Genomic DNA, 26,681 nt, shown 5'->3' on the forward strand with positions numbered 1-26,681 from the left:
TCATCCCTTGAAGGCGCCCGACATGAAGCCGCGCACGTAGTGACGTTGCAGAATGAGGAAGAGCAGGATGCACGGCAGCGCGAGCACGACCACGCCCGCCTCGGTCGCGCCGTAGTCGACGACGCCCTGCACCTGACCGCGCAGGTTCGAGATCGCGAGCGGCAGGGTCATCCGGTTGGTGTCGTTGATGAGGATCAGCGGCGCCATGAAGTCGTTCCACGCGGCGAGGAAGGCGAACAGCCCGACCGTGATGAGGCCCGGCTTCACCGCGGGCACGAGGACGCGCCAGAGCACCGTCCAGGCTGAGCAGCCGTCGACCATGGCCGCCTCGTCCATCTCGCGCGGGATCGATTCGAACGAGATCCGCATCATGAACATCGAGAACGGCAGCTGGAACATGGTGAGCACGAGCGCGACGCCGACGAGCGAGTTCGACAGGCCGACCGTGTTCAGCAGCACGTAGAGCGGGATCAGCAGCGTCGCGTACGGCACCATCAGGATCGCGAGCGTCGACAGGAACAGCAGATCCTTGCCGGGGAACCGGAACCGCGCGAACGCGTACCCGCCGAGCAGCGAGATGGTGAGCGTGAGCGCGACCGTGAGCAGCGACACGAACAGCGAGTTGAACAGGTAGACCCAGACGCCCGCCTGGTAGTTCGCGAGCGTGGCGTAGTTGCCGAAGCCCCACCCGTCGGTCTGGTTGGTGCCCGCGAGCGGGGACACCGACGAGATCGCGGTCCAGATCAGCGGATAGAGGAAGATCAGCGCGAGGCCCGCGGTCAGCACCCAGTACGGCGTGCGCAGCGCGATGCCGGCGAAGGTCGTCGGGCGGCCCCCGCCGCCGGCGCCGCGCCCGCGCGCGCCCCGGTAGTGCGGCGCGACGACCGCGACGGTCGAATCGGTGGGCGGGGCGCCGCGGCGGCTCGCGGTGCCGGCGATGGAGCTGGTGTCGGTGCTCATCAGTCTTCCGCCTTCTTGCCGAACGCGCGGATCTGCGCGATGTTGATGACGACCAGCGCGAGCAGCACGATGACCGACAGCGCACCCGCGACGCCGAGGTCGTTCTGGCCCTGGAACGCCACGTTGTAGATGAGCTGCACGATCGTGATGGTCGAGTTGTCGGGCCCGCCCTTGGTGAGGATGTAGAACTGCTCGAACGCGAGCAGCGACCCGGTCACGCACAGCACCGTCGTGAGCGCGAGCGTCGGTCGCAGCAGCGGGATCGTCACACTGCGGAACGTCTGCCAGCGGGATGCCCCGTCGATGCGCGCGGCCTCGTAGACGTCGTCGGGAATGCCCTGCAGGCCGACCAGCATGAGCAGCATGTAGAAGCCCGCGTACCGCCAGACGATGAGGAAGATCGTCGACCACAGTGCGCCGTCGGGCGTGCCGAGGAACGTGAAGCCCCACGACGACATGAGGTCGGCGAACGGTCCCGCGATCGGCGAGTAGAGCACGTAGAAGAGCAGCGATGCGCTCGCGAGCCCGAGCGCGCTCGGCACGAGGAAGGCCGTCCGCAGGAAGCCCTTCCAGCGCGTCGACTCCTGCACGAGCATCGCGAGCCCGAGGCTGAGCGCGAGCAGGATGAGCGTGGTCAGCACGGTGTACTTCAGCGTGAAGACGACCGAGTCCCAGAAGAAGCGGTTGTCCACCGCCGCCGCGTAGTTCTCGGGGAAGTTGAGGCCCTGGTTGCCCGAGAGCAGCGGCCAGTCGCTGGCCGACATCTGCAGCACGAGCAGCAGCGGGAGCACGAAGAGCAGCAGGACGAAGAGCGCGGTCGGCGTGGCGAAGAGCCAGCCGGTGAGTGCGTGCCGGCGGCCGCGGCGGCGCCGCGAACGTGGCGTGCGGGCGGCGCCCGCCGATGAGGCGGCGGATGCCTCGGGCTCGAGAGTGGCGGTCATGAGTGAAGCCTTTCGGTGACGAGCCCGGCCGGCGCGGTCTCGCGGTTCGCGATCGCGCGCCGACCGGGGAGTGCCCGTTACTGCGAGAGCACCGCCGTGATCTCGTCGTTGTCGGCGTCGACGGTGTCGCCGTCGCCCAGCACGGCATTGCGCACGAGCGTCAGCCAGGGGCTGTTCGTCGCGTTGAACGCCTGCTGGAAGTTGAGCGCGACCGGGGTGTCGCCCTCGCCCGCCACCTCGTTGATCGTGATCAGGCGCTCGTCCTGCTCCGAGTACTCGTTGACCGCGAGGTCGGCGCGCGACACGACGTCGTTGTTCTTGGCGAGCACCTGCACCTGCGCCTCCTCCGACATCATCCAGTTCAGGAAGTTCCACGCCTGCGCGGCCTTCTTCGAGTCCTTCGAGATGCCGATCCCGTCACCGCCGACGAACGTCGATGCGCCGCCGGTCGGCCCGGGGATGCCCGAGACGCCCACGTCGAACGGCGTCGAGGAGAGCAGCGTGGCCGGGTAGAACATGAGGCCGACCTTGCCCTCGGTGAAGCCGGCCGTCCAGGTCGGGCCCGCCTCGTCCTTCGACGACGGCAGCACGGCGCCCGAGTCCCACAGGTCCTTCCAGGTCGAGTAGACCTCTTTGGCGGTGTCGCTCGCGAGCAGCGACTCGGTGCCGTCCTCGGACAGCACCTCGTCACCCTCGGCCCAGACCGTCGGGAACCAGGTGAACACGAGGCATCCGCCGCAGTTCAGGCCCGTGGCCGTGCCGTAGGTGTCGGGCTTGTTCAGGGCTTGGATGGCTTTGGCCCACTCGGCGTACTCCTCGAGGTTCGCGGGACCGGTCTCGGCGTCGAGGCCGGCTTCGGTCGCAAGGTCCTTGTTCCAGAACAGCATCGAGAGGTCGAGCACGAAGGGCAGCACGTGCTCCTTGCCGTCGACCGTGCCCGCCGAGAGGTGGCCCTGGTTGATCTCGTCCTTGAAGTCGAGCCCGTCGATGCTCTCCGTGATGTCCTGGAAGAGGCCCTGCTCGACCCAGTTCGGCACGTAGACGATGTCGGCGGCGAACAGGTCGGGGAGCCCGCCCGAGCCCGCGGCGGCGCCGACCTTCGCCACGTAGTCGTCGTTCGGGACGACCGTGAGCTCGACCTGGTTCTCGTGCGAGGCGTTGTACGCATCGACGAGCAGGTTCGCCTGCTTCTCGAGCGGGGCGCGGGTCCAGAGCGTGAGCGTCGAGCCGTCGTCGACGCCCTCGGCGCCGGCGTCGGACAGGGTGCTGGCGGGTTCGGCTTCGCTCGAGCACGCGGCGAGTCCGACGGTGAGGGCGCCGGCGGCGAGCAGGGCCGCGGCCCGCGTCATCCGGCGATTCATGCGTGTCATCTGTGATCTCCTAGCTCGTCCTTGAGCGGGCTCTGGGGGAGCCCTGAATGCGAGTGCGGGTGCACGGCGATTCGGGTCATCACGAAATTACCGAAAGGCCTTTCGGCACGCTACAGTGCACGTCATGCCGACGTCAAGAGTGGCTTCCGGTAACGTTTCAGTTCGGAAGGACGGATCCCGGATGGCACGCAGCGAACTGCACGGCGGGCGGGCGACGACGCTCGGCGACGTCGCGCGCCTCGCGGGCGTCTCGATCGCGACGGCGTCGAAGGCGATCAACGGCCGCGATCAGGTCGCCCCAGCCACACGCCAGCGGGTGATGGCCGCCGCCGAGGAGCTCTCGTTCACGCCGAACCAGCTCGCCCGGAGCCTCATCGCCGGCCGCACCGGCACCGTCGGCCTCCTCACGAGCGACCTCGAGGGCCGCTTCGTGATCCCGATCCTCATGGGCGCCGAGGATGCCTTCGGCGCGGGTCAGGTGAACGTGTTCCTGTGCGACGCACGAGGCGACGCGATCCGTGAGCAGCACCACCTGAAGGCACTTCTGCACCGTCGGGTCGACGGCATCATCGTCGTGGGCCGGCAGACGGATCCACGCCCGAGCCTCGGTCAGGACCTTCCCGTGCCCGTCGTCTATGCCTACGCACCCTCCGATGACCCCGCAGATGTCTCGGTCACGCCCGACAACGTCAACGGCGGCCGCATCGCGGTCGAGCACCTGCTCGCGACGGGGCGCCGCCGCATCGCCCACATCAGCGGCGACCCGGCGTACGCGGCCGCGCAAGACCGTGCCGTCGGGGTGCACGAGGCCCTCGCCGAGGCCGGGCTCGAGCTCGTCGGCGACGTCATGTACTCGACCTGGAGCGAGCACTGGGGGCGCGCAGCGGCCGCGATGGTGCTCGCCCAGCATCCCGACGTCGACGGCATCGTGTGCGGGTCGGACCAGATCGCGCGTGGCGTGCTCGACACCCTCCGTGACCTCGGCAAGCGGGTGCCCGAGGAGGTGTCGGTCATCGGGTACGACAACTGGGAGGTGCTCGCACTCAACTCGCGCCCCGAGCTCACCAGCATCGACGCGAACCTGCAGCAGCTCGGCCGAACCGCGGCGCGGCACATCTTCGACGCGATCGACGGCGACGAGGCCGCGCCCGGCGTCCGGCACCTGCCCGTGCGGCTCGTGATCCGCGGGTCGACGATCGAGCGACGCTGACTCGCGGTCGCGGTCGCCGTCGGGGCATCGCTGCAGACCGGTGCGCGGTCTGCCGGCGCAGCCCCGCAGCATCGGCACACCGAATGACGAACCGCGCCGCAAGCCCCATTCGCGAATCGCGCCCCGGTCATAACTTGGGAGGATGAGCGAACCGCAGTCTCCGCCGACGCCCGGTCAGCAGATCCCGCGGCGGCTGCCGCCGGTGCAGCGCTGGGTGTTCTGGCCCGCCGCCGCGATCGTCATCGTGTTCGTGGCGTTCACCCTCGTCGCGCCGAGCGCGGCCGAGGCGTTCTTCGACGCGATCCAGGCCGGCATCGTCAACGCGTTCAACTGGTACTACGTGGCGATCGCGGCGTTCTTCGTCGCGTTCGCCCTCTTCGTCGGGTTCAGCCGGTTCGGCGACATCAAGCTCGGCAAGGACGACGACGAGCCCGAGTTCAGCCGCATGTCCTGGTTCTCGTTGCTGTTCGCGGCCGGCATGGGCATCGGGCTCGTGTTCTACGGCGTCAGTGAGCCGCTCAGTCACTTCGCCGATCCGCGGCCCGGCGTGAGTGGAACCCCCGAACAGCTCGCGCAGCTCGCCCTCAGTCAGACCTACCTGCACTGGGGCGTGCATGCCTGGTCGATGTACGTGGTGATCGGACTCGCGCTCGCCTATGCGATCCACCGGCGCCGGCGCCCCATCTCGATCCGGTGGGCGCTCGAGCCGCTGCTCGGCAAGCGGGTCGAGGGCGGGTGGGGTCACGCGATCGACATCGCCGCCCTCGTCGGCACCCTGTTCGGCGTCGCGACCTCGCTCGGCCTCGGCGTGCTGCAGATCAGTGCCGGGTTCGAGGCCGCCGGATTCGTCGAGCCGAACGAGCTCGTGCAGATCGCGATCATCCTGGTGATCTCGGTCGCGGTGCTCGGCTCCGTGCTCTCGGGGGTCACGAGGGGCATGAAATGGCTCTCGGTCGCGAACCTGATCCTCGCGGGCCTGCTCGTGGTCTACATCCTGGTCGTCGGGCAGACCGAGTTCCTGCTGCGCGACTTCGTGCAGTCCATCGGCAACTACATCCAAGGCTTCGTCGGCCTGTCGTTCAACGTCAGCGCCTTCCAGGGCGCGGCCGGCGAGGCCTGGCAGGCGAGCTGGACCTCGTTCTACTGGGGCTGGTGGATCTCGTGGGCGCCGTTCGTCGGCATCTTCATCGCCCGGGTCTCCAAAGGGCGCACCGTGCGCGAGTTCGTCGCCGGCGTCATCCTCGTGCCGACCCTCATCGGCATCCTCTGGTTCAGCGTGCTCGGCGGATCGGCGCTCGCGCTCGAGCTCGCCGAGCCCGGAACCCTCACCGGGCCGGACGGCAGCGTGAACGTCGAGGGTGCGCTGTTCGAGCTGCTGCGGCACTTCCCCGGGACGCCGGTCCTCACCATCGGCGTCATCATCCTGATCGCCGTGTTCTTCGTCACGTCGGCCGACTCGGGCGCCCTCGTCATGGGCATGATCGCAACGGGCGGGCGCCTCAACCCCGCCCGATGGGTGCGGGCGTTCTTCGTCGGCATCACCGCGCTGCTCGCGATCGCGCTGCTGCTCGTCGGCGGCCTGAACGCGCTGCAGACGGCGGCCATCATCATCGCGCTCCCCTTCAGTGTCGTCATGGTGCTCATCTGCTGGTCGACCTGGGTCGCGTTCGCGCGCGAGCGGCGCGCGTACGCCAGAGCAGAGCGTGCCAGGTTCCTCGATCACATCGGCGAGTACTACGGGCTCGAGGTCGAGGAGCCGTCCGAGCGCGGCGTCTTCGGTCGCGGGCCGCGATGGATGCGCGGACTGCAACGCCGCTTCGGCCCGCGCGGCGCCGCCGGAGGAGGCGGCGCGGGCGGCGCCGGCGGCGCATTGCCGACGATCGACCTACCGCGAGCGGCGAGCCCCGGAGCGCTCACGGCCGAGTCGACCGGCGACCCCGAGGTGTCGGGCGCCGACGTCGACGAACTGGTCGACCACGACGAGCTCTCCGACATCGACGATCCCGACATCCCCGAGCACGGCGAGGACGCACCGCGAACCGCCCCGCGCTGACCGCGCCGCTCCGCACGCGTCGCGCACGTCAGGCGCGCCGCCAGCACCGCGCTGCGGGTTCCCGCACGCCCGCCGTCGAGACCGTGACGGCTCGGCACCATTGCCCGTAGGCTCGAACAGACCGGTGAGGGGGTGACGATGAGCGGCGAACCTCCCAGCGGCGAGCCGCCCGTCTGGGGCGGCGGGGCGGTCGACGGCCCAGGCTGGTCGGCGCTCATGGCCTGGACCGGCCTCGTGCTCGGCACGGCGGCTCTGCTGTTCGCGTTCGCGGCCCCGCTCGGTTCCCAGCCGAGCGGCATCGTGTGGGTCGCGCTGTTCGGGGCGATCGCGGTCTGGTTCGGCTTCGCGGGGAACCGGCAGCTCCGGGACGCCGACGGCGGCCGCCGGGTCAGCTCCATCGCGGGGCTCATCGGTGCCGCACTCGGCGTGCTCACCATCGCCGTCATGGCCTACGCCTGGCTCGCCCTGATGCTCGGCGGCTGGCCCGTGCCACCCGCCTGGGAGCTCCCGGTCGAGACGCCGGTCATCCCCGGCAGCGAGGTCTGACCCGAGCGGGGTCAGCCGAGCGCCAGCGCCTCGTCGACGGCGGTCGCGGCCAGGTGGAGGTGGGGCCAGTCGGCGACGTCTCGGAGGAGCTGACGGTCGTGGGTCGAGAGGACCACCGCCGCGGGGGTCGCTCCGAGTGCGGCGGTGAGTTCATCGACGAGCGCGATCGAGAGGTGGTTGGTCGGCTCGTCCAGAAGCAGCACGTGCGGGCGGCTCGCGAGCACGAGCGCCAGATCGAGGCGGCGCTGTTGACCCATGGACAGCTCACCGACCCGCTTGCTCGCCTCGCGTGGTCGCAAGAGGCCGAGCTGCGAGAGCCCGATCGCATCCGACTGCGGCACGACACCCGCGGAGACGAGCTCGCCGACGTGGGTGGCGTAGAGCTCGCTCACCCGCCGATCGAGCGGGAGCGCGGTCTCCTGGCGGAGGAAGCCGAGGCGAGTGCCCTGCGACATCCGAATCGACCCGGTGTCCGGTTGCAGCTCGCCGCCGGCCACCCGCAACAGCGTCGATTTGCCTGCGCCGTTCGGCCCGGTCACGACGAGCCGGCCACGGTGCGACAGCGCGAACGAGATCGGCTGAGCCAACCGACCGCCGACGGTGATGTCATCGACGCTGAGGAGGATGGAGCCGGTCCGGGTGGGAAGGCTCGGGAACCGGAAGTGCTGCGGCGGCTCCGGCACGCTGACCGCGTGCGATTCGAGGGCTTCCTGCCGCCGATGCACGTTCTGCACGAGCGCTCCCGCCCGGGTGGCTCGCCCGTGCTTGTTGGTCCCCTTCTCCGGCCGCCATCCCGAGACGAGCCGGTTCTGCGCGGCGCTGAGGCTGTCTTGCAGGCGGGCGTGCTCGGCCTGCTGGCGGTCGTACTCCTGCTCCCAGCGCTCGCGTTCGGCGAGCCGACCCTCGCGGTAGCCGGCATAGCCGTTGCCGTAGACGCGCGGGCGATCATCCGGCGTCGGGTCGAGGTCGACGATGGTCTCGGCGACGTCGGCGAGCAGGGCTCGATCATGACTCACGACGACGACGCCGCCGTTGCGTGCTCGGAGCTGCATGCTCAAGAACTCGAGCCCGCTGCGGTCCAGGTGGTTGGTGGGCTCATCGAGCAGCAGGAAATCGTCATCGGCGCCCAGGAGGCAGGCGAGCCGCACACGGTACCGCTGACCCACGGAGAGATCAGCGAGCAGACGGGTCTGGTCGGTCACCGCATCGAGTGCTTCGAGCGCGATCTGCACGCGCCGCTCGGCGTCCCACGCATGCAGCGCTTCAGCATCCTCCAATGCGGCCGCGTAGCGCTCCTCGGCGTCGACCTCGCCGTCGGCGAGCGCGCGCGCGGCGGCGTCGAGCGCCGCAAGCGCCGCGAGCGGCTCGGCGATCGCCTCGGCGACCGCCTGCCCCACGGTCCGACCATCGGCGGCGGCCATCTCTTGTTCGGCGACCCCGATCGTGCCGATGCGTTGCACCGTGCCGCGGTCGGGCGTCAGCGTTCCCGCGAGCACCTGCAGGAGCGTCGACTTCCCGCGCCCGTTCTCGCCCACGATCGCGAGGCGTGACGAGGGGGTGATGACGAGGTCGACGTCGGTGAGCACGCGGACGGCTCCGCGGGTCAGGGAGACATTCGAGGCGACGAGCTGCGCGCGGTGGCGCGCCGGATGACGGGTGATCTGGGTGGGCATTCGATTCCTTCGAGAACGCGCACGACCGGCTGTGAAGCAGGCGATGCGCAGGTGACGGCGACCCCAGGGGGTCAGAGACGAGCGGCCGCCGCGGGCTCGGAGGAACTCGACGAGCGCGGTGGGCCTACTCAGCCGTCACAGGAAGTACAAATGCACCGTTGGAGGGTACCGGCAACTCGACGAGCTCGCAACCTCGGGGCGATCACCTCGTCAGCCGTGCTCGAGCACCCTCGTCCACGATCCCCCGCGGCCGGGGCCGCGGCCGCGGGCCTGAGCCGCCGAGCGTTCAGTCGAGCGCAGCGAGCACGCGGGACACCGAGCCGCCGAGGTTCCACTCGCTGGCGAGCGCCTCGAGAAGTTCGCGACGCTCGCCGTCGACGGCGTGCAGCGTCGCGTCGACCGCCGGCAGGTCGAGGTCGCGGACGACCTCGACGACGCGCGGCGCGACGTCGAGGTATCCGCTCGCCGCCGTGAGCTTGGCCCGCACGCCGGCCGACATGCCGGCCGCCCCGCTCGCCGCCGCCTCGCGGATGCCGTCGAGGTCGACGAACGCCTGCAGCAGACCGGCCGCGGTCTTCTCGCCGATGCCGGCGACCCCAGGCAGACCGTCGGAGGTGTCGCCGCGCATGGCCGCGAAGTCCGCGTACTGCGCCGGCAACACGCCGTACTTGCCGACGACCGTCGCATCGGTCACCAGCTCGAGCTTGCTCATGCCGCGCGCGGTGTAGATCACGCGGACACCGGTGGCGTCGTCGACGAGCTGGAACAGGTCGCGGTCGCCGGTCACCACGTCGACGGGCACGGATGCCTCGGTCGCGAGCGTGCCGATGACGTCGTCGGCCTCGTGCTCGGCGGCCCCGACGATCGGGATCTCGAGCACCCCGAGCACCTCGCGGATGAGCGGGATCTGGCGCACGAGCCCGGGTGGCGTCTCCTCGACGTCCGGACCGGCGTCGACCTCGCGCTGGACGCGATGCCCCTTGTAGCTCGGGATGAGCTCGACCCGCCAGGCCGGCCGCCAGTCGTCGTCCCAGCAGGCGACGACCTCGGTCGGCTCGAACTCGGTCACGAGCTTCGCGATCATGTCGAGGAGCCCGCGCACAGCGTTCACGGGCGTGCCGTCGGCCCGCGTGATCGAATCGGGCACGCCGTAGAACGCGCGGAAATACAGCGAGGCGGTGTCGAGGAGCATGAGTCGGTCGGCCACGTGCCGATCCTTCCATGCACGACCCCCGCGCGCACGCGCCCCGCGGGTCTACCGTTGGTCCATGGCGATCGCGACGACCTTCCGTGCCGCGAGGCGGATGCCGCTGCTGCAGGTCGTGAAGGCGGTGGTCGCCACGATCGGCGCGTGGCTCGTCGCGGGTTGGCTGATCCCGACCCCGCTGCCGGTGTTCGGTGCGATCGCCGCGCTCCTCGTCGTCCAGCCGAGCGTGAACCAGTCCTTCGGCAAGGCGATCGAGCGCAGCGTCGGTGTGGTCCTCGGCGTGCTCGTGGCGACGGGGCTCGTCCTGCTGCTCGGCTCGAAGAGCTGGGTGGTGCTCATCGCGATCGCCGCAGCGCTCCTCATCGCCTGGGCGCTGCGCATGACGCCGGGTACGGCGAACCAGGTCGCGATCAGCGCGATGCTCGTGCTCGCCCTCGGCGGCACGACGCCCGACTACGCCCTCGACCGGGTCATCGAGACGCTGATCGGTGCGGCCATCGGCATCGTCGTGAACGCGCTGGTCGTGCCGCCCGTCGCGGTGGCGCCCGCCCGACGCGATCTCGCCCTGCTCGGCGGCGAGCTCGCGGCCTCCCTCGATCGGCTCGCGACGGCGCTCACGACCTCGCAGTCGGCGGCGTCGCTGCAGCAGCTGCTGCTCGAGGCGCGGCTCATGCGGCCCATGCGCGACGCGGCGGATGCCTCGATCGCGACCGGGGAGGAATCGCTCACGCTCAACCCGCGGCGGTCGAGGCATCGCGACGAGCTCCGCGAGATGCGTGTCCTGCTCGATCGGCTCACGCCCATCGTCACGCAGGTGATCGGGATGACCCGCGCGGTCTTCGACCACTACGATCCGTCGCTCATGGATGAGCCGACGGTGCCCGCGATCGCGGAGCAGCTGCGCCGCGCCGGCCACGACGTGCGGCTCGCGGTCCACCTCGCCGACGTCGACCCGCACCCGCCGACCTCGGCCGTGCCCGCGCTGACGTCGCCGCTCGTCATCGCGCCGCCGAAGTCGGAACACTGGATCGTCATCGGCTCGCTCATGGAGGACCTGCGCCGCATCCGTCACGAGCTGGTCGACGACGCTGAGCCGCCGGGCCGGCCACGACCCACCGGCGCGGGCTGACCGCGCGTCGTCGAGACGCGGATGGCCGGGAGACGGTCCCTACTCCGTCTCCCGGCCACCGCGCCCACCCCTGGGTCAGCTCGACGTTCGGCGCTGCCGTGCGAACAGCAGGAGAGATGCCGCCGCCAGCAGGGAGACGATGAGCGCCCCGAGGATGGGCAGCACGGGCACGCCCGTCAGGGCGAGGGCCGCGCCGTCCCGCTCGGCCTGCTCACCCGAGGCCGGCCGCGGGTCGGGTGCGGAACCGCCGCCGGCGGGTCCGCCCGTGCCGGGCCGCGGGCCCGGGTCGCCGGGACCGGGGTCTGGCTCGGCGTTCGGGTCGACGACCTCGTAGGTCAGCACCTCGGTCGCCGTGTTGCCCGCGTGGTCCGTCGCCGTCGTCGTCACCTCGAACGTGCCGGCCACGTCGGTCGGCAGCAGTTCGCGCGAGCCGTAGTCGGAGCGGCACTCGAGCGCACCCGACAGCTCGTCGTCGCACGAGTACGCCCACATGATGCGCTCACCGAGCTCGTAGGTCGCCGCGGGCCCGGCCAGGGCCGCGTCGCGGGTCTCCCCGCCGGGCACGAGGTCCTCCGGCGTCTGCCCGCCGTGCGTGATGACGGGCGCCGTGCGGTCGATCCGCAGATCGATGCGGACGGGCTCGCTCGCGCCTCCCTCGGCATCCTCCGCCCAGTAGTACACGATGGTGTCGCCCTCGGCGCTCACCGTCACCTCGCCGGAGCCGGCCGCCGACCCCGTGCCGGACTGGGCGCCCTCGAGCTCCCAGTGCACGGTGTCGGCACCGCTGCCCTCGATGCCACGGATCGCGATCGTGACCGGGTCCTTGAACCACTCGTGCTCGTTGGGCTCGGCGGAGAGCTCGGCGATCGCCCCGAGCTGCGGGCCCGGATCGTCGCCGAGCACGGTGTACTCGGCGCGCGCGACGGTCTCGTTGCCGGCACGGTCGACGGCGTTCACCGACAGCTCGTAGGTGCCGGGCGTGTCGGTCGGCAATCCGGCGCCGTACGGCGTCGAGCCCAGGCAGGTGAGGATCCCCGAGTGGTCGTCGCCGCAGGTGTACAGGGCCCGGAGTTGCGCCCCGACCGGCACCTCGACGCCGTCCACGGACGGATCGATGCGCACCGACGGCAGCACCCGGTCGAGCTGGATCAGCCGGGTCCGGACCGCCGTGATGTTGCCGGCGTTGTCGGCGGCACGGTACTGGATCTCGGTCGCACCGTCGGTGGTGACCGGAACGTCGACCTCGTTGCCCGCGACCCGGGTCCACTCGGTGCCGCCGGTCCGGTACTCGACCCAGGCGACGCCCGAGCCGGGGTCGCTCGCCGTGATGGTCGCGGTCACGTCGCGGCGGAACCAGCCACGCGCGTTCGACGCCGCGGGCTCGGTGGTCACCACGATGGTGGGCGGGGTCTCGTCGCCACCGGCGACGACCTCGAGCGTGCCCGGCGTCCGCGTCTCGAGGCCCGCGTTGTTCACGGCCCAGAGCTCGTAGTGGATCGTCCCTTCGGCATCGGTCGGCAGGGTCCCGCCCTGCGGAATCACAGGACCGTCGGTGACGTCGATCACGCAGACGTCGATGCCCGAGTGCGGATCCTCGCAGTCGAACTCCGCCGTCGCGGCCTCGCCCAGCCCGACGGTGCCGGCCTCGAGCACGCCCGACGTCGAGACCTGCGGCGCGCTCCGGTCGAGCCGCACGGTCGTCGTGATCGGCTCCGACACATTGTGCAGCCGATCCCACGCCCAGGCCTTGACCTCGTTCACACCGTCCTGGGTCACCGGGATCCTCACGAAGTCCGCACCGTCCGCCGAGCGCGGCCCGTCGCCGATCTGGTGCCAGAGCGCGAGGATCCCCGAGGGGTCTTCCGCCGTGACCTCGACCGAGACCGGCCGGGTGAACCAACCACCGGGGCCCGGGTTCGCCGGATCCGTCACGGCAGTCACGACCGGCGGCTCGCCGTCGGTGCCGACCACGCGCGCCCAGTTGACGTCCGAGTGCTCGACGCCGTCGACCGTAGCGCGAACGACGACCGTGTAGTACCCCGGCCGCAGCATCCCGGACGCCCAGCGATGGCGGCCGTCGGTGCCGACGGTCGCGGTGAACGGCTGATACAGGCCGTTGTCGCCGGTGAGCACCCCGGTCACCTCGGTGTCGCGGATCGGCCCCGCCTCATTCCGCAGATTCGCCTCGACCGCGACCTGCTGACCCCCGGTCGAGGTCGAGACCGACATGGTGACGTCGCCGATGCGGTGGAATGCGAGCTCATAGCTCGCGTTCACGGCGCGGTCGGTGCCATTGCGGATGTCGAGCACCCAGCGGCCGGTTCGATCAGCCACGTTCGGCGTCAGCGCGTACAACTGCTTGTGCTCGACGGTGGCACCCGTCCAATCGCCATAGGTCGTGCCGCTCGGACGCACGAACCGGATGTCCACACCGACGGGCGCCACGACGATGGCACGCACGCCCGCCGCGTCGACCACGTCGAGCGTGATCGAGCGCGTCTGCCCGGGCGCGATGCCCTCGGCGACGAGGTCGGCGGCATCGCGGTCGCGCGTCGCGGCGGCGGGTACGGCATCGGCAGGAGCGGATGCCTCGGCGGGAGCGGATGCCTCGGCGGGATCCTCGGCCTCAGCGGTCGGGACGACCGGCGCCTCGGACGCCGGGTCGGCGGGAACCGGGCCGTGGGCGCTCGCCTCGGGGGTGGGCTCGGCGACGGCTGGCGCCTCGGTGTGAGCCGGCGTCCCGATCGAGGCATCCGTCTCGACCGGCGCCTCCGTCTCGACCGGCGCATCCGTCTCCACCGGAGCCTCGGTCGCGACCGGTGCCTCGATCGCGACCGAGGGGTCTGCCGGCGCCTCCGGCTCGCCGCTGAAGGCAGCGGCCGAGACGCCGAGGCCGAGCGGCGCGGCGACGAGCGCGCTCACCGCGACGGCGAGGGCACGCGGGCCCCAACTGCTGATCCGGCGGCTCATTCGAGTCCCTCCTGCAGCGCGAACGCGATGACGAATCCGCCGTCGCTCTCCCTGATCTGGAACGCGACGTCGGCGCCCTGGCCGTCGAGCGACTCGTAGCCCGTGCCGTTCTCCTCGCCGCTCACGCGGAACCGCTCGTACGATGCCGGCAACGCCGACTCGTAGTGGGCGATGACCTCGTCGATGCCGGCGGTGGCCGCGTAGGACGCGGTCTCGACCGAGCCGCCACCGCCCGTGACGCACAGCGTGGAGCCGGCGGGCGGCTCCGGCCAGTCCGCGGGGATCGCCTCGACATCGGCGATGTCGGCCGGGACGACCGCGCCCAGGTAGGCGGCAGCACACTCTTCGGGGACACCGAGCGCCTCGCGGTCTTCGATCGCCTCGTCCAGCGCGCCGTCCTCGACGTACGACTCGGCCTCCTCGATGCCGGCCGGATCGACGTCGCCGGCGCCGCCGGTGCAGCCGGCGAGGGCGAACGCCGCGGCGAGAGCCGCGATCAGGCCGAGCCGGGTGCGGGACGCGCGTGCGCGCGTCATCGGAGCACCTCCGGGTCCGTGATGCGGCTGCGGCCGATCGCCAGCCACACGCCGAGCACGACGAGCCACATCTGCATGAGCGTGCCCGGGATGCCCGGGACGCCCATCGCGAACATCACGCCGGTCACGAAGAGGCCGGCGAGCGCACTGACCGTGCCGAGGATGCGCGACACGATGCGCTCGACGAACGCCATCCATGCGACCGCGAACGACGAGACCAGCACGCCGAACCACGGCAGGTACGCGCCGAAGTCGGTGAGCATGTAGTACACGAACAGCCCGTCCTCGCCGTACAGACCGGACTCCGGGCCGAGGTAGTTCGCGAGCGCGCCCTTCCAGCCGTAGCCGAGCACGGCCGCGCCGGCCGTCACGAGCAGACCGCCCGAGAAGACACGCGCGCCGGCCGAGCTGAAGTGGCGCTCGACGCGGCTGCGCCAGAGGCCCTGGAAGATCAGCAGTGCGAACACGCAGCCGAGGCCCGCCATCCAGCCGAGCCGGCCCGCGACGACGTCGAGGGTGAACACGTCGGCCGCGGTGACGGCGTAGTCCTCACCCGCGAGCCACGCCTCGGTCTCAGCGGGCGGGCGGACGTCGAAGACGAGGGTGCCGGCCGCACCGAGCGCGCCGGCGACGACGGCCCAGAGGGGCCACGCCGTGAAGCGGAACCGACGGCCCGGTCGGGGTGCGACCGCCGCCGCGCCGGGCGCCGGCGCGCTCAGCGATTCGGGTGTGCTGGACATGGGATTCGCTTTCGTTCGAAGGGCGCAGCGCGAAGCTGCGGGAGCCGCACATCGCGGCACCCTTCGAGACTCGACGGCCCGACGGCCCGGGGCACAGGTGCGAATGTCCTGGAACGGCCCGGTGCGAGCCCGGGACGTGCCGCCCCGCGCAGGTGTGTTGGAAGGCCCGAACGTGGGTGGGCGACCCGAACGTGTGGCGGAGCCCGAACGTGGGCGAGCGACCCGAACGTGTGGCGGAGCCCCGTCCGGCGGGAGCTCCATCACACTTTCGGTACTCCAACACCTTCGCGGCGCACGGCGCGGCGAAGGCCGCCCGGGCCTGCGGTCAGCCGACGGCGCTGCGCGGTGCGCCGAAGCCCGCCTCGCGGGCGATCACGATGAGCGCGCTGCGATCGGGTGCGCCGAGCTTCGTGATGATGCCGTACACGTAGTTGCGCACGGTCTTGTTCGTGAGCACGAGCGTGCGCGCGATCGAGCCGTTGTCGAGCCCGCGCGCGACGAGGTCGAGCACCTCGGTCTCGCGGTCGGTGAGCTCGGGGAACGGCTTCGGCGCCTGGTCGGGCGACGCCCCGCCGAGGAACGCCATCGCACGCCGCGCGACGTCGGCGCCGAAGAGCACCTCGCCGTCGGCGACCGCGTGGATGGCCCGCTCGACCTCACGCGGCGAGGCGATCTTCAGGAGATACCCGCGCGCGCCCGCGCGCATCGCCGCGAAGAGCGAGTGGTCGTCGCCCAGCATCGTGAGCACGAGCACCGCGACCGACGGATGCTTCTTCACGACCGCTTTCGTCGCGTCGATGCCGGAACCGTCGCCGAGATCGAGGTCCATGAGGACCACGTCGGGTTCGGTCGCGTCGACGAGGTCGATCGCCTCGTCGACGGTGGCCGCATCGCCGACGACCCGCACGTGCTCGAGGGTGTCGAGCAGCGAGATGATGCCGCGCCGGAAGAGCGGGTGGTCGTCGACGACCACGACCGTGATGGTGCGCTCCTGCGTCATCCGGACCTCCCGACTCGGCTCACTGTATCCAGTTCGATCCTGTCTGTCCCAGTGTCCCGGCGCTCAGTGCGCCATGTCCTCGACTGGGGCGGCCCGTCGCGCCGGGATCAGCGCGCGCACGAGCGTGCCGCGCGTGCGCCGTTCGATCGACAACGTGCCGCCCTGTTCCTCGGCGCGCTCGCGCATCGAGGCGAGACCGACCCCGGGTCGCACCGCGGCGGGCAGACCCTGGCCGTCGTCGACGACGAGCACCTCGGCCAGATCGCCGGGGCGGCCGTCTCCGGGGCGGCCATCGCCGGAACGGCCCTCGCCGCGCACGGCGATCGAGACCTCGATCCGCGTGGCGCGCGCGTGCCGCACGGCGTTCGCGAGCGCCTCGGCGGCGATGAAGTACAGCGCGTCCTGCACGGGTGCCGGCAGGATCGGGACCGCCTCGACCGCGGCCACGACGCGCAGTCCGTCCGAGTCGAAACGGCGCGCGAGCTCATCGACCGCCTGGGCCAGCGTCGCCCCGTCGAGGGGCGAGGGCGTCACCTCACCGGCGAGTTCGCGCACGTCGCGCGCGCGGCGCGCGAGGTCGCCGGCGAGCTCGTCGAGGAGCTCACCGGCACGGTCGGGGTTCGCGGGCAGCAGGTTCTCGACCGCGGCGAGCCCGAACCCGATCCCCGCCAGCGCCGGACCGAGCCCGTCATGCAGCTCGCGCCGGAGCGCGCGCCGCTCCCCCGCACGCTTGGCGACCAGGTCGCCGCGGGCGCGTTCCAGCACGAGGTTCGACTCGACGAGCTGCACGGCCGCGGCGACCAGCCCTGCGACGTCGTCCAACACGGCGAGCGTGCGCCGGTCGAAGCGCTGCCCCTCGATCGGACGGACGACGAGCTCGCCCACCAGGTGTCCGCGACTCACGAGCGGGACGACCACCGGGTCGCCGCCCGCGGCGCCGGCGACCTCGACGATCGCCGACGACTCCGACCGCACCTCGACCGAGCCGAGCCGAAGTACCCGGCGCAGCGCGTCGCTCAGCTCTCGGAGGCCCGCGGGCCCCGGCTCCAGCTCGCCGATGCGATCGCCCAAGCGGGTGAGCAGCACGGCGGGTTCGGCGCCGTCGCCGTAGATCAGCCGATCGATCCGGCGCTGCAGCCAGCGCCGGATCGGCTGCACCGCGACCGCGATGAGGATCGGTGCGAGCAGCCACGCCCCGTCGGCGCCCGGCAGCAGCCGAGGGACGGCGAGCACCACCACGAGATAGAGGATGACCCCGCTGATCGAGAGCAGCGACCAGAGAATGACCCGGCTGACGACGAACTCGACGCCCCAGAGCCGCTGCCCGAGCACGACCACGAGGATCGCGGCGGGATAGAGCACCTGACCGAGCACGGGTGCCACGAGCCCGAAGTCGACGATCCACGTCGGGAGGGCCAAGCCTTCGGGGAGCACGAGGGCGAGGTAGGACGCGGTGAGGAAGACATGCCCGAGCGTCAGCCAGGCAAGGCCGACCCGGTCGCGGCCGGAGGCCGTCGCCCACCGCTGGACGAGCACCCCGCACGAGACCAGCGAGATGCCGACCGCCGCGAACGACAGGATGGTGTACAGCCCGGGAAGCACGGCCTGGTAGGCGGGGTCGTCGATCGCGAACGGGTTCTGCGGTTCGGGGACGCTCTGCTGGGTGAGGCTCGCCACGAACGCGACCGCCGCGATCGCCGCGCACACGATGACGAGCGCGAGCTGCCAGCGCGGGACGCGCTGCCTGGTGACGAGCAGCGGCAGCGCGGCCGTCATAAAGGTGCCCGGTACGAAGCCCCAGCCCGCCGCGAACGCCGCGAGCCCCCAGAGCGGGAGCCCCTCGACCTCGGCCCCGAGCAGGCCGTACTGCACGCCGAACGCGGCGATCCCCGAGCCCACGGCATGGATCGCGAGGATGACGCCGACCGGGTGCGGCCGCCTGGCGAGGATGAGCGCCGCGACCGGGCCGTAGATGAGCGCGACGGTGACGCCGATGTCGTCGAAGCTCGCGCGCATCGCGAGCGGCGCCTGCGACAGGAACACACCGGGCAGCGGAGCGGTGGGCAGCGCGGCGGCCCACGCGATCACGAGCGAGGCGAGCGCCAACACCCAGGAGACCGCCCAGACGCCGATCGCGACCGCACGCCGCGCGCTCGTCGCCGTCATCGTCGCACCTCGATCTCGATCGCGTGCCCGCGGGCGTCGGCCATCGGCGTGACGACCCCGCCGACATCGAGGGCGCGCTTCGTCGTCGCCTCGATCAGGGCGCGCCAGGCGGCGACGCTCGGGCGGATCCCGACGGCGCTGAGCCGTGCGACGACCCGGGCGTCCTCGATGCCGACGCGCATGTCGATGCGCTGAAGGCCCGGCTCGCGCCGCAGGCGCGACACCGCCTCGGCCAGGGCCAGGTAGAGCGCGACCTGCACCCCCGCGTCCAGCACATCGGTGCCGCCGGAGTGCACCACGAGCTCGAGACCGTCGCCGCTGAACCGCTGTGCGAGCTCGTGCAGCGCACCGTCGAGGTCTCCCGCGTCTAGCGCGGCCGGCAGCATCGTGCGCGCGAGGCGGCGCACGTCCTCGGTGCGGACCGCGACGTGTGCCCGCAGTTCGGCGACCGCGTCGGCGGCGGCCGGATCGCCGGTCTCGATGAGCCGGCTCGCCGCCGCCATGCCGAACCCGATGCCCGCGAGTGCGGGGGCGAGCTCGTCGTGCAGCTCCCGGTGGAGCATCCGCCGCTCTTCCCGGCGCACGCCGAGCGTGCGCCGCCTCGTCGCCGCGACCTCCTGATTGACGGTCGCGAGCAGCACGGCGACCGCGATGAGGCCCGCGAGGTCCTCGAGCACCGGGCGCACCCGATGCTCGAGGACCGACGCGTCGTCGCTGGTCAGCTCGATCGTCCCGATGGGTCGCCCGCCCGCCCGTAACTCCGTCGCGATCAGCGCGGGACCCGGCGTGCCCACTCGCACCGGCCCGGCCTCGGCGCCCGGCTCGATCGTGACGGACGACAGCTGCCAGGTCGCGAGCAGGGATTCCGCGATCCCACGGATGCCGGTGTCCTCACCCGCGACCGCGAGCCGTTCGCCGAGCCGGCTGAGCACCTGCCGGGCATCCGCGCCCGGACCGAAGTAGAGCAGCGCCGTGCGCCGGCGAACGAACCGGCTCACCGCGCCGAACGCCAGCGCCAGCGCCCCCGCGGCGAACGCTCCGGCGATGGCCTGCGGCATCCCGATCAGGATCCCCGCCTCGTTCACGACCAGGTACAGACTGACCGCCAGCGCGAGCGACTGCACCCACACGATGCCGCCGGCGAGGCGGCGGTCGGACGCGATCTCGCGCCCGCCGAGGAGCACCGCGAGGATCGCGGTGGGCAGAAGGCCCTGCGCGAGCACGAACGTCGCATCGGCCACGACCGCGAGCGGCGACGGCAGCTCGACGACGACGCGCACATAGCTGAGCAGCAACAGCGTCACCCCGAGTGCCAGCCAGGTGAGCGCCTGGCGCTCGCGATCGGTGCCGCTGCGCCACTCACCGGCGAGCGCGATCGCCGCAGCGACGAAGCTCGCGAGCGCGGCGAGGAGCGGCAGGAGGTCGACCCAGGCGGTCGTCGGCACGCCAACGAACCACAGCACCCACGTCACGCACTCGCCGACGACGGCCACGAACCCGAAGGCGACGCCCCACGCCCACAGCCGGTCACGCCGGCGAAGCAGCAGCCATGGCAGGATCGCGAGCGCGGCGAGCTCGGGCTGCCGGGCGAGGAACGCGAACCAGCGCACCAGCCCGTCGATCTCGGGCCGCGTACCGGGAAGCTCACCGACGATCACGGCCAGCGCGAACCACGCACTCGTGACCGCGAGCGCGCCCGTGATGACCGCGACCGCCGCGCGACGTCGCGTGAGTGCGATCGCCGCGACCGGTGCGTAGACCACGGCGGTGATCAGCAGCCGGAGGGTGCCCGCCCACTCGATCGACGCGATCGCCGAGACGGCGACCATCGCGGCCAGCGGAATCCACGCGAGCGCCACGATCGAGAGCCCCGCGAACAGCAGGGGGCGCCGCGCAGCCTGCGCGGCGCCCGCACGATCGCTGAGCGCACCCACATGCTCAGTATTGCGAGCGGGCACCGCTCAGCGACAGAGGCGGATGTCCCGGCCGGGTGAGCGGCTCACCGGCCGGGTCACGCGTGCTCCCGAGCCCGTGCGAGCTCGTACTCAGATCAGCAGGTCGCGCACCGCCAGGCCCCATTCGAAGCCGCAGTCGCGGCAGTCGAAGATGGGCGCGTCGTCGAAGGCGTCGGCGACGTCGACAGCTTCGACCTCGAAGTCGAGCGGGCCGTACACGATCGCTCGGATCGTCGCAGACCCGCAGCGAGGGCACGGGTCTTCGAGCACGGAGTGGTTCGCCATGTCTCGGTTCAACTGCATCTGCTGGGCCATGGCGATCACGGTACGCGGGCCCTCCGACATCGCCCGGATTGCAGCCGCGTGCCGCCCGCGATCGGGACGCACGGTCACGCATGCCACAGCGGTCGAACCGCCCGCCAGGGCTTGACACCCCTGCCCGGTCCGAACAGGCTCGAATGAAGGGCGGCAGCACGCCGGACCGGGCGACGAGGGGGATCCGATGCACGCGACGTTCGGTGTGGAGGAGGAGTTCATCTTCCTCGACCGCGCGACACTCAGACCCGCCGACGTCGCTGAAGGGTTCTTCACGCGCCTGTCGGAAGACCCCGAGTGGGGCCCGCTCACACACCGCGAGTTCCTCGCATCCCAGATCGAGCACGCGTCCCCCGTCTTCACGACCCTCGAAGAGGCACTGCCCGCGCTCAACGCCTTCCGCCGGCTCGTCGCCGGCGAAGCGGCCCAGCTCGGCGTGCTGGGCGCGAGCATCGGCACGCCGCCCGACTCGCTGCCGTTCCCGTCGATCACCCACCACGACCGCTACCAGCGCATCGTGCGCGACATGGCCGGTCTCATCGCCGACCATCAGATGAGCGGGCTGCACGTCCACGTCGGCATCCCCGACCGAGAGTCCGGCGTGGTCGCCCTCAACACCGTGCGCCCCTGGCTGCCGCTGCTGACGGCCATGACCGGCAACTCGCCGTTCTGGCGCGGCTACGACACCGGCTACGAGAGCTGGCGCACCGTGCAGCTCCGCCGGTGGCCGACCGCCGGCTCCCCGCCCCGGTTCCTCGACGCGCGCGACTACGACCGGCGCATCAGGGGTCTGCTCGGCATCGGGGGCATGACCGACCTCGCGCTCATCGCGTGGAACCTCCGGCTCTCCGAGCACCTCCCGACCATCGAGTTCCGCATGGCCGACGCGCAGCTCTCGGCCGACGACACCGTGCTCGTCGCGGCACTGTGCCGCGCGCTCGTGAGCCACGCCATCGAGACCGAGGGGCGCGAGATCGAGGAGACCGACATCGCGCCCGAGCTGCTGTCCGCCGCGATCCTGCACTCCGCGCACGTCGGCCTGCGGGCGCAGGTGTACGACCCGGTCGAGCGGGGCCTCGTCGATGCGCGAAACGTCATCGACCGCCTGTTCGACCTCGTCGGCCCGCAGCTCGAGGCCACGGGCGACCTGCGCGCCGTCGCCGACCTCGTGGCCCGGCTCACGCAGCTCGGCACGGGTGCCGCGCGGCAGCGCGACGCGTTCCTGCGCGGCGGTGGCGAAGGCCTCGGCCGGCTCTTCGAGACGACGATGGTGACCGGCACCAACGAGTGGGCGGCGTGAACTCGGCGGCCGAGTCCCCGGCCCTGGCGACCTCGACGGCCGCCGACACGGTGCGCCACGTCGTCGTCGCCGTCAGCGCGGTGCTGGCGGTCGTCGGCGCCTTCATCGGCTCGGGCGCCGCCGGCGGCACGCCGATCGCCGAAGCCGCGGGCGGCGCACTGGCCGCCGACGCGACGCTGATCGCGCCGGCCGGGCCCGCGTTCGCCATCTGGACCCTCATCTACCTCGGGCTGCTCGCCTACGCGGTGTGGCAGTTCTTCCCGTCGGTCCGCGCCGCCGAGCGGCACCGCGTCCTCGGCTACCCGATCGCGGCCTCGATGCTCCTGAACGCGGCCTGGATCCTCTCGATCCAGGCCGGCCTGCTCTGGCTGAGCGTGGTCGTCATCATCGTCCTGCTCGCGGTGCTCTGCTGGCTGTACGCGACATGCATCCGCCGCCCGCCGCACGCCCTGGCCGACGCACTCGTCACCGACGGCACCATCGGCCTCTACCTCGGCTGGGTCTCGGTCGCCACGGCCGCGAACGTCACGGCCGCGCTCGTCGCGAGCGGCTTCGACGGCTGGGGCCTTCCCCCCGAGATGTGGTCCATCATCGTGATCGAGGTCGCCGCCATCGCCATCGCCGTGCTCGGCGTGATCAGCCGCGGCGGACTCGCGCCCATGCTCGCCGCGTCCTGGGGCCTCGCGTGGGTCGCCGTCGGCCGCCTCACCGGCGAACCATACTCCGTCGCGACCGGCGTCGCCGCCATCATCGGCATCGTGCTGATCGTCGGCGCGACCCTCACCGCCCGGTTCCTCACCGGCCGCGATCGACGGCTCGGACCCGTCACCCGATGACCCGCGACCAGTCGTCGGCACGCCGGCGCGACACGCCGGCGTGTCCGCGCTCGAACCCGGCGTGTCGACGAATCCTCCCGACGACTCGCACCGCCCGCGCGTGCGCGACGATGGGATCATGACCGACACGCCCGGCGCACCATCGCCGCACCCCTTCGAGACCGAACTCACGATCGACGTCGACGGCACCCCGGTCTCCGCGGTCGCAGCCCGCCCCGAGGGCGCCGACGCCACGGTGCTGGTCGCGCACGGTGCCGGCGCGGGCATGGAGCATCCGTTCATGTCGGGCTTCACCCGCGCCCTCCACACCGAGGGGATCGCCACGCTCCGGTTCAACTTCCCGTACCGCGAGGCGGGGCGCAAGTTCCCCGACCGGCCACCCGTCGCGATCGCGACGTGGCGCGCCGCGGTCGCGGCCGCGCACGAGTCCGCCGCCGCCGCCGGCAGCGCCGGCGAGCCGATCTGGGCGTCGGGCAAGTCGTTCGGCGGCCGCATGGCCTCGATGGCGGTCGCCGAAGGGCTCGAGGTCGCAGGCCTCGTCTTCCTCGGCTATCCGCTGCACCCGCCGGGGAATCCGTCGAAGCTCCGCGACGAGCACCTCTACGGCCTCACGGTGCCCATGCTGTTCCTCCAGGGCACGAACGATCCGTTCGCGTCGCCGAACCTGCAACTCGCCGAGGTCGCCCAACGCATCGGCCCGAACGCCGAGCTCGAGTGGGTCGAGAACGCGGGCCACTCGTTCGAGGTGAAGGGCGCGAAGCGCCCGCAGGCCGAGGTCGGCGCCGGTCTGGCCCCGCGCGTCGCCGCCTTCGTGCGCACCCACGCCTGAGACGGCCGGATGCCCCGCCCGCGCACTCGGCACGGGCGCCGCAGGCCCGCCCGGATCAGGGAATGAGGACGATCTTGCCGCGCACGTGACCGGTCTGGCTCTGCCGGTGCGCTTCGGCGGCCTCCGACAGGGGGTAGCGATGCGCGACCTCGAGCAGGAACTCTCCGCGTGCCGCGAGCTCCGCGGCGAGCGGCACGGCCTCGGCACGCCATTCCAGCTCCTGTGCGGTGAGCGGCACGGGATTGCCGCCCGACCACGCACGGATGCCGTGCTCGGCGGCCTTCGCGCCCTGCACGATCGTGCCGACGCGGTCGTGGTCGGCGACGAGCGCCTTCGAGACGGCGATGGCCTCGTCGGTGCCGGCCGCGTCGAGCGCCACCGTGACGCCCTGCGGCGCCGCCTCGCGCACCCGGTCGGCGAGGCCGTCGCCGTACGCGACCGGGATCGCCCCGAGCTCGCGGAGGTGGTCGTGGTTGCGCTCGCTCGCGGTCGCGACCACCGTCGCACCGGCACGGCGGGCGAGCTGGATCGCCGCCTGGCCGACCGCGCCCGAACCGCCGTGCAGCAAGAACGTGTCGCCCTCGCCGACGCCCATCGAGCGCAGCGCCTGGTAGGCGGTGCCGACCGGCACAGGGATCGCCGCGGCCTCTTCGAAGCTGAGGCTCTCGGGCTTTCTCGCGAGCTTCGACGCCGGCACCGCGATCTCCGTCGCGTACCCGCCCTTCGCGCTCGAGACGATGACCTCGTCGCCGACCGACCACCCGTCGACGCCGTCGCCGACGGCCGAGATCACGCCCGTCGCGTCCGACCCGACGCGTCGCGGCGAGGTGATCGGATCGCTCGCGCGGGCACCCGAGCGCAGCTTCCAGTCGATCGGGTTCACGCCTGCGGCCTTCACCTCGACGACGACCTCGCCGTCGGCGGGGGTCGCATACGGGATCTCGCGGAACTCCAGCACCTCGGGACCGCCGAACCGGTCGTACTCGATCGCGTGAGGCATCGCACTCCTGACGTCTGGGCGGGTGGGGTCTTCCGTTCCAGCCTAGATCGGATGCGCGGCGCCGTTCTCGCCGCGGCGCCCCTGTGGAGAACGCACGCGGGGCGCGAGCGGATGCCACGGGGTTAGCCTGAGCGCATGACGGGGTCCGGCCGGGGTGAGGTGCGAGACGACCGGCGCTCGCGCGGCCGACCTGGGCCCGGGCTGCTCGCGGCGCTCGCCGGGCTCGCCGCCGCGGTGTTCGCGGCCGGGATCGGTGAGCTCGCGGCAGCACTCGTCGCCCCCGAGTCGGGCCCGTTCGTGGTCGTCGGCGGCGCACTCGTCGACCTCGCACCTGCATGGGCGAAGGACGCGGCGATCGCCCTGTTCGGCACCGCCGACAAGCTCGCCCTGCTCATCGGCATCGGCCTCGTGCTCGCACTCCTCTCGGCCGGGGCCGGCCTGCTCGAGGTGCGATGGCCGCCGTGGGGTCGCGTGGTGTTCGCCGCGCTCGGAGTCGCGGGCGCGCTCGCGGCGGGCACGCGCGCCGGCTCGGGTCCGCTCGCCGTCGTGCCGTCGGCCGCGGCCGGCCTCGCCGGTGCGGTCGCGGTGATGCTGCTCGCACGCCGGGTGGCCGCGCTCGCGGGCCGCACCGCATCGCTCGCCGCCGCACCCGAGTCCGCACCGGTTCAGGCCGACCCCGCCGCCCGTCGTGACGCAGCGCCGGGCGAACCGACCGAGCGGGCGTCCGGCCCGGTCGCCCCTTCGCCGATCGACGCACCTGCGTCCGGCAGGCCTCGCGTCGACCCTGCGACGGTCGGAGGGCCGACGGATGCCTCGGGCGGCACGCCGCTCGAACGACGCCGGTTCCTCGTGTGGGCGGGCGGCGCAGCCGCCGTCGGGGTGCTGGCGGCGCTCGTCGGATCGGTCGCGCAGACGGGGCGCCGGGCCGTGCAGGCGGTGCGCGAGGCCGTGCGGCTGCCCGCCGCGACCGCGTCGGCGACCGTTCCGCCCGGCGCGGAGCTCGACGTCGACGGGCTCACGCCGCTGATCACCCCGAACGCCGACTTCTACCGCATCGACACCGCCCTGCGCGTGCCCGAGATCGACCCGGCCGAGTGGTCCCTGCGTATCCACGGCCTCGTCGAGCGCGAGCTCACGATCACGTGGGACGAGCTGCTCGCGCTGCCCATGGCCGAGAGCATCACCACGCTCACCTGTGTCTCCAACGAGGTCGGCGGCGACCTCATCGGCACGGCGGTGTGGCTGGGGCATCCGATCCGCGAGCTGCTCGCACAGGCCGGCCCGAACGCCGACGCGGACATGGTGCTGAGCCGCAGCCTCGACGGGTTCACCGCGAGCACCCCGATCGAGGCCCTCGAAGACGACCGGAACGCGATCCTCGCGGTCGGCATGAACGGCGAGCCGCTCCCCCTCGAGCACGGCTTCCCCGTGCGCATGGTCGTACCGGGCCTCTACGGCTACGTATCGGCCACCAAGTGGGTCACGGAGCTCGAGGTCACGCGCTTCGACGAGGCATCCGCCTACTGGACCGACCGCGGCTGGAGCGAACGCGGCCCGATCAAGCTGTCCAGTCGCATCGACGTGCCCCGCCAGGGGCAACCGCTGACCGCCGGGCCCGTCGTCGTCGCGGGCGTCGCCTGGCAGCCGCACACCGGCGTCGCGGCCGTCGAGGTCCAGGTCGACGACGGCCCGTGGCTCGAGGCCGAGCTCAGCCGGCCGATCTCGGCCGACACCTGGGTGCAGTGGCGATACGACTGGGACGCCACGAGCGGCAGCCACCGGCTTCGCGTGCGCGCGACCGGCGGCGACGGCGAGCTGCAGAGTGCCGAGGAACGCCCGGTCGTCCCCGACGGCGCGACCGGCCTGCACGAGCGCACGGTCTCGGTCGGCTGACCCGCGCCAGGTTCACCCCTCCTGTGCCCCTGCGAACTCCGTGCTCAGGAAG

21 protein-coding genes are annotated in these 26,681 nt (G+C 72.1%); 8 read left to right on the forward strand and 13 right to left on the reverse strand.

What is annotated here, in order from left to right:
* From QU602_RS15325 to QU602_RS15335, 3 genes are all read right to left on the reverse strand, one after another.
* Positions 1-960 (reverse strand): carbohydrate ABC transporter permease, encoded by a 960-nt coding sequence (locus QU602_RS15325; RefSeq protein ID WP_308797320.1) that lies wholly within the window; start codon positions 958-960, stop codon positions 1-3.
* The gene (locus QU602_RS15330) at positions 960-1,901 is read right to left on the reverse strand and encodes a carbohydrate ABC transporter permease (protein ID WP_308797321.1); all 942 of its coding nucleotides are present in this window, start codon (positions 1,899-1,901) and stop codon (positions 960-962) included. The genes QU602_RS15325 and QU602_RS15330 overlap by 1 nt, the downstream gene beginning before the upstream one ends.
* Before the next feature lie 77 nt (positions 1,902-1,978).
* The gene (locus tag QU602_RS15335) at positions 1,979-3,271 is read right to left on the reverse strand and encodes an ABC transporter substrate-binding protein (RefSeq protein WP_308797322.1); all 1,293 of its coding nucleotides are present in this window, start codon (positions 3,269-3,271) and stop codon (positions 1,979-1,981) included.
* A gap of 181 nt (positions 3,272-3,452) precedes the next feature.
* Here QU602_RS15335 and QU602_RS15340 point away from each other — a divergent pair, with 181 nt between their 5' ends.
* From QU602_RS15340 to QU602_RS15350, 3 genes are all read left to right on the forward strand, one after another.
* On the forward strand, positions 3,453-4,481 hold the full coding sequence (locus QU602_RS15340; protein WP_308797323.1) for a LacI family DNA-binding transcriptional regulator: 1,029 nt from the start codon (positions 3,453-3,455) through the stop codon (positions 4,479-4,481).
* Positions 4,482-4,623: 142 nt separating this feature from the next.
* Positions 4,624-6,534 (forward strand): BCCT family transporter, encoded by a 1,911-nt coding sequence (locus tag QU602_RS15345; protein ID WP_308797324.1) that lies wholly within the window; start codon positions 4,624-4,626, stop codon positions 6,532-6,534.
* A gap of 138 nt (positions 6,535-6,672) precedes the next feature.
* Positions 6,673-7,080 (forward strand): hypothetical protein, encoded by a 408-nt coding sequence (locus QU602_RS15350; RefSeq protein WP_308797325.1) that lies wholly within the window; start codon positions 6,673-6,675, stop codon positions 7,078-7,080.
* 11 nt (positions 7,081-7,091) lie between these two features.
* Here the strand turns inward: QU602_RS15350 and QU602_RS15355 are convergent, their stop codons facing one another.
* Together QU602_RS15355 and QU602_RS15360 are read right to left on the reverse strand one after the other, a co-directional pair.
* Positions 7,092-8,753, reverse strand: coding sequence for an ABC-F family ATP-binding cassette domain-containing protein (locus tag QU602_RS15355; protein WP_308797326.1), 1,662 nt, complete (start codon positions 8,751-8,753; stop codon positions 7,092-7,094).
* Between the two features lie 286 nt (positions 8,754-9,039).
* Entirely contained in the window at positions 9,040-9,960 is a 921-nt protein-coding gene (locus QU602_RS15360; RefSeq protein ID WP_308797327.1) for a 5'-3' exonuclease, read from the reverse strand.
* Positions 9,961-10,021: 61 nt separating this feature from the next.
* On the opposite strand from QU602_RS15360, the gene QU602_RS15365 reads away from it, so the two are divergent.
* A complete protein-coding gene (locus tag QU602_RS15365) occupies positions 10,022-11,089 on the forward strand; it encodes an FUSC family protein (RefSeq protein ID WP_308797328.1) in 1,068 nt (355 codons plus the stop codon).
* Positions 11,090-11,164: 75 nt separating this feature from the next.
* Here QU602_RS15365 and QU602_RS15370 read toward each other — a convergent pair whose 3' ends face one another.
* The 7 genes from QU602_RS15370 to QU602_RS15400 form a co-directional block, all read right to left on the reverse strand.
* Positions 11,165-14,059: an OmpL47-type beta-barrel domain-containing protein gene (locus QU602_RS15370; RefSeq protein ID WP_308797329.1), complete on the reverse strand. Its 2,895-nt coding sequence runs from the start codon at positions 14,057-14,059 to the stop codon at positions 11,165-11,167.
* Positions 14,056-14,595 (reverse strand): hypothetical protein, encoded by a 540-nt coding sequence (locus QU602_RS15375; protein ID WP_308797330.1) that lies wholly within the window; start codon positions 14,593-14,595, stop codon positions 14,056-14,058. Before QU602_RS15375 ends, QU602_RS15370 begins: the two co-directional genes overlap by 4 nt.
* A complete protein-coding gene (locus tag QU602_RS15380) occupies positions 14,592-15,335 on the reverse strand; it encodes a hypothetical protein (RefSeq protein WP_308797331.1) in 744 nt (247 codons plus the stop codon). The genes QU602_RS15375 and QU602_RS15380 overlap by 4 nt, the downstream gene beginning before the upstream one ends.
* A gap of 325 nt (positions 15,336-15,660) precedes the next feature.
* Positions 15,661-16,335: a response regulator transcription factor gene (locus tag QU602_RS15385; RefSeq protein WP_308797332.1), complete on the reverse strand. Its 675-nt coding sequence runs from the start codon at positions 16,333-16,335 to the stop codon at positions 15,661-15,663.
* 63 nt (positions 16,336-16,398) lie between these two features.
* A complete protein-coding gene (locus QU602_RS15390) occupies positions 16,399-18,501 on the reverse strand; it encodes a histidine kinase (RefSeq protein WP_308797333.1) in 2,103 nt (700 codons plus the stop codon).
* On the reverse strand, positions 18,498-20,435 hold the full coding sequence (locus QU602_RS15395; protein WP_308797334.1) for a sensor histidine kinase: 1,938 nt from the start codon (positions 20,433-20,435) through the stop codon (positions 18,498-18,500). The genes QU602_RS15390 and QU602_RS15395 overlap by 4 nt, the downstream gene beginning before the upstream one ends.
* A 111-nt stretch (positions 20,436-20,546) precedes the next feature.
* Positions 20,547-20,771 (reverse strand): hypothetical protein, encoded by a 225-nt coding sequence (locus tag QU602_RS15400; protein ID WP_308797335.1) that lies wholly within the window; start codon positions 20,769-20,771, stop codon positions 20,547-20,549.
* A 187-nt stretch (positions 20,772-20,958) separates the two neighbouring features.
* Here QU602_RS15400 and QU602_RS15405 point away from each other — a divergent pair, with 187 nt between their 5' ends.
* The 3 genes from QU602_RS15405 to QU602_RS15415 all read left to right on the forward strand — a co-directional run bounded on the left by QU602_RS15405 (position 20,959) and on the right by QU602_RS15415 (position 23,736).
* On the forward strand, positions 20,959-22,071 hold the full coding sequence (locus tag QU602_RS15405; protein WP_308797336.1) for a carboxylate-amine ligase: 1,113 nt from the start codon (positions 20,959-20,961) through the stop codon (positions 22,069-22,071).
* Entirely contained in the window at positions 22,068-22,907 is an 840-nt protein-coding gene (locus tag QU602_RS15410) for a tryptophan-rich sensory protein (RefSeq protein ID WP_308797337.1), read from the forward strand. Before QU602_RS15405 ends, QU602_RS15410 begins: the two co-directional genes overlap by 4 nt.
* A gap of 118 nt (positions 22,908-23,025) precedes the next feature.
* The gene (locus QU602_RS15415; protein WP_308797338.1) at positions 23,026-23,736 is read left to right on the forward strand and encodes an alpha/beta hydrolase family protein; all 711 of its coding nucleotides are present in this window, start codon (positions 23,026-23,028) and stop codon (positions 23,734-23,736) included.
* Positions 23,737-23,791: 55 nt separating this feature from the next.
* Here QU602_RS15415 and QU602_RS15420 read toward each other — a convergent pair whose 3' ends face one another.
* A complete protein-coding gene (locus QU602_RS15420) occupies positions 23,792-24,736 on the reverse strand; it encodes an NADP-dependent oxidoreductase (RefSeq protein ID WP_308797339.1) in 945 nt (314 codons plus the stop codon).
* 135 nt (positions 24,737-24,871) lie between these two features.
* Here QU602_RS15420 and QU602_RS15425 point away from each other — a divergent pair, with 135 nt between their 5' ends.
* Positions 24,872-26,629, forward strand: coding sequence for a molybdopterin-dependent oxidoreductase (locus QU602_RS15425; protein WP_308797340.1), 1,758 nt, complete (start codon positions 24,872-24,874; stop codon positions 26,627-26,629).
* The last annotated feature ends 52 nt before the right edge of the window (positions 26,630-26,681 follow it).

This window comes from Agromyces protaetiae (assembly GCF_030866785.1).
Taxonomy (GTDB): Bacteria; Actinomycetota; Actinomycetes; order Actinomycetales; family Microbacteriaceae; genus Agromyces; species Agromyces silvae.

What these genes read in the sequence shown, in the direction of transcription:
- QU602_RS15385 (WP_308797332.1), bottom strand. Translation starts at nt 16,335, where the DNA reads ATGACGCAGGAGCGCACCATCACGGTCGTGGTCGTCGACGACCACCCG.
- QU602_RS15330 (WP_308797321.1), bottom strand. Translation starts at nt 1,901, where the DNA reads ATGACCGCCACTCTCGAGCCCGAGGCATCCGCCGCCTCATCGGCGGGC.
- QU602_RS15415 (WP_308797338.1), top strand. Translation starts at nt 23,026, where the DNA reads ATGACCGACACGCCCGGCGCACCATCGCCGCACCCCTTCGAGACCGAA.
- QU602_RS15400 (WP_308797335.1), bottom strand. Translation starts at nt 20,771, where the DNA reads ATGGCCCAGCAGATGCAGTTGAACCGAGACATGGCGAACCACTCCGTG.
- QU602_RS15420 (WP_308797339.1), bottom strand. Translation starts at nt 24,736, where the DNA reads ATGCCTCACGCGATCGAGTACGACCGGTTCGGCGGTCCCGAGGTGCTG.
- QU602_RS15335 (WP_308797322.1), bottom strand. Translation starts at nt 3,271, where the DNA reads ATGACACGCATGAATCGCCGGATGACGCGGGCCGCGGCCCTGCTCGCC.
- QU602_RS15355 (WP_308797326.1), bottom strand. Translation starts at nt 8,753, where the DNA reads ATGCCCACCCAGATCACCCGTCATCCGGCGCGCCACCGCGCGCAGCTC.
- QU602_RS15365 (WP_308797328.1), top strand. Translation starts at nt 10,022, where the DNA reads ATGGCGATCGCGACGACCTTCCGTGCCGCGAGGCGGATGCCGCTGCTG.
- QU602_RS15370 (WP_308797329.1), bottom strand. Translation starts at nt 14,059, where the DNA reads ATGAGCCGCCGGATCAGCAGTTGGGGCCCGCGTGCCCTCGCCGTCGCG.
- QU602_RS15380 (WP_308797331.1), bottom strand. Translation starts at nt 15,335, where the DNA reads ATGTCCAGCACACCCGAATCGCTGAGCGCGCCGGCGCCCGGCGCGGCG.
- QU602_RS15390 (WP_308797333.1), bottom strand. Translation starts at nt 18,501, where the DNA reads ATGACGGCGACGAGCGCGCGGCGTGCGGTCGCGATCGGCGTCTGGGCG.
- QU602_RS15340 (WP_308797323.1), top strand. Translation starts at nt 3,453, where the DNA reads ATGGCACGCAGCGAACTGCACGGCGGGCGGGCGACGACGCTCGGCGAC.
- QU602_RS15405 (WP_308797336.1), top strand. Translation starts at nt 20,959, where the DNA reads ATGCACGCGACGTTCGGTGTGGAGGAGGAGTTCATCTTCCTCGACCGC.
- QU602_RS15375 (WP_308797330.1), bottom strand. Translation starts at nt 14,595, where the DNA reads ATGACGCGCGCACGCGCGTCCCGCACCCGGCTCGGCCTGATCGCGGCT.
- QU602_RS15425 (WP_308797340.1), top strand. Translation starts at nt 24,872, where the DNA reads ATGACGGGGTCCGGCCGGGGTGAGGTGCGAGACGACCGGCGCTCGCGC.
- QU602_RS15345 (WP_308797324.1), top strand. Translation starts at nt 4,624, where the DNA reads ATGAGCGAACCGCAGTCTCCGCCGACGCCCGGTCAGCAGATCCCGCGG.
- QU602_RS15350 (WP_308797325.1), top strand. Translation starts at nt 6,673, where the DNA reads ATGAGCGGCGAACCTCCCAGCGGCGAGCCGCCCGTCTGGGGCGGCGGG.
- QU602_RS15325 (WP_308797320.1), bottom strand. Translation starts at nt 960, where the DNA reads ATGAGCACCGACACCAGCTCCATCGCCGGCACCGCGAGCCGCCGCGGC.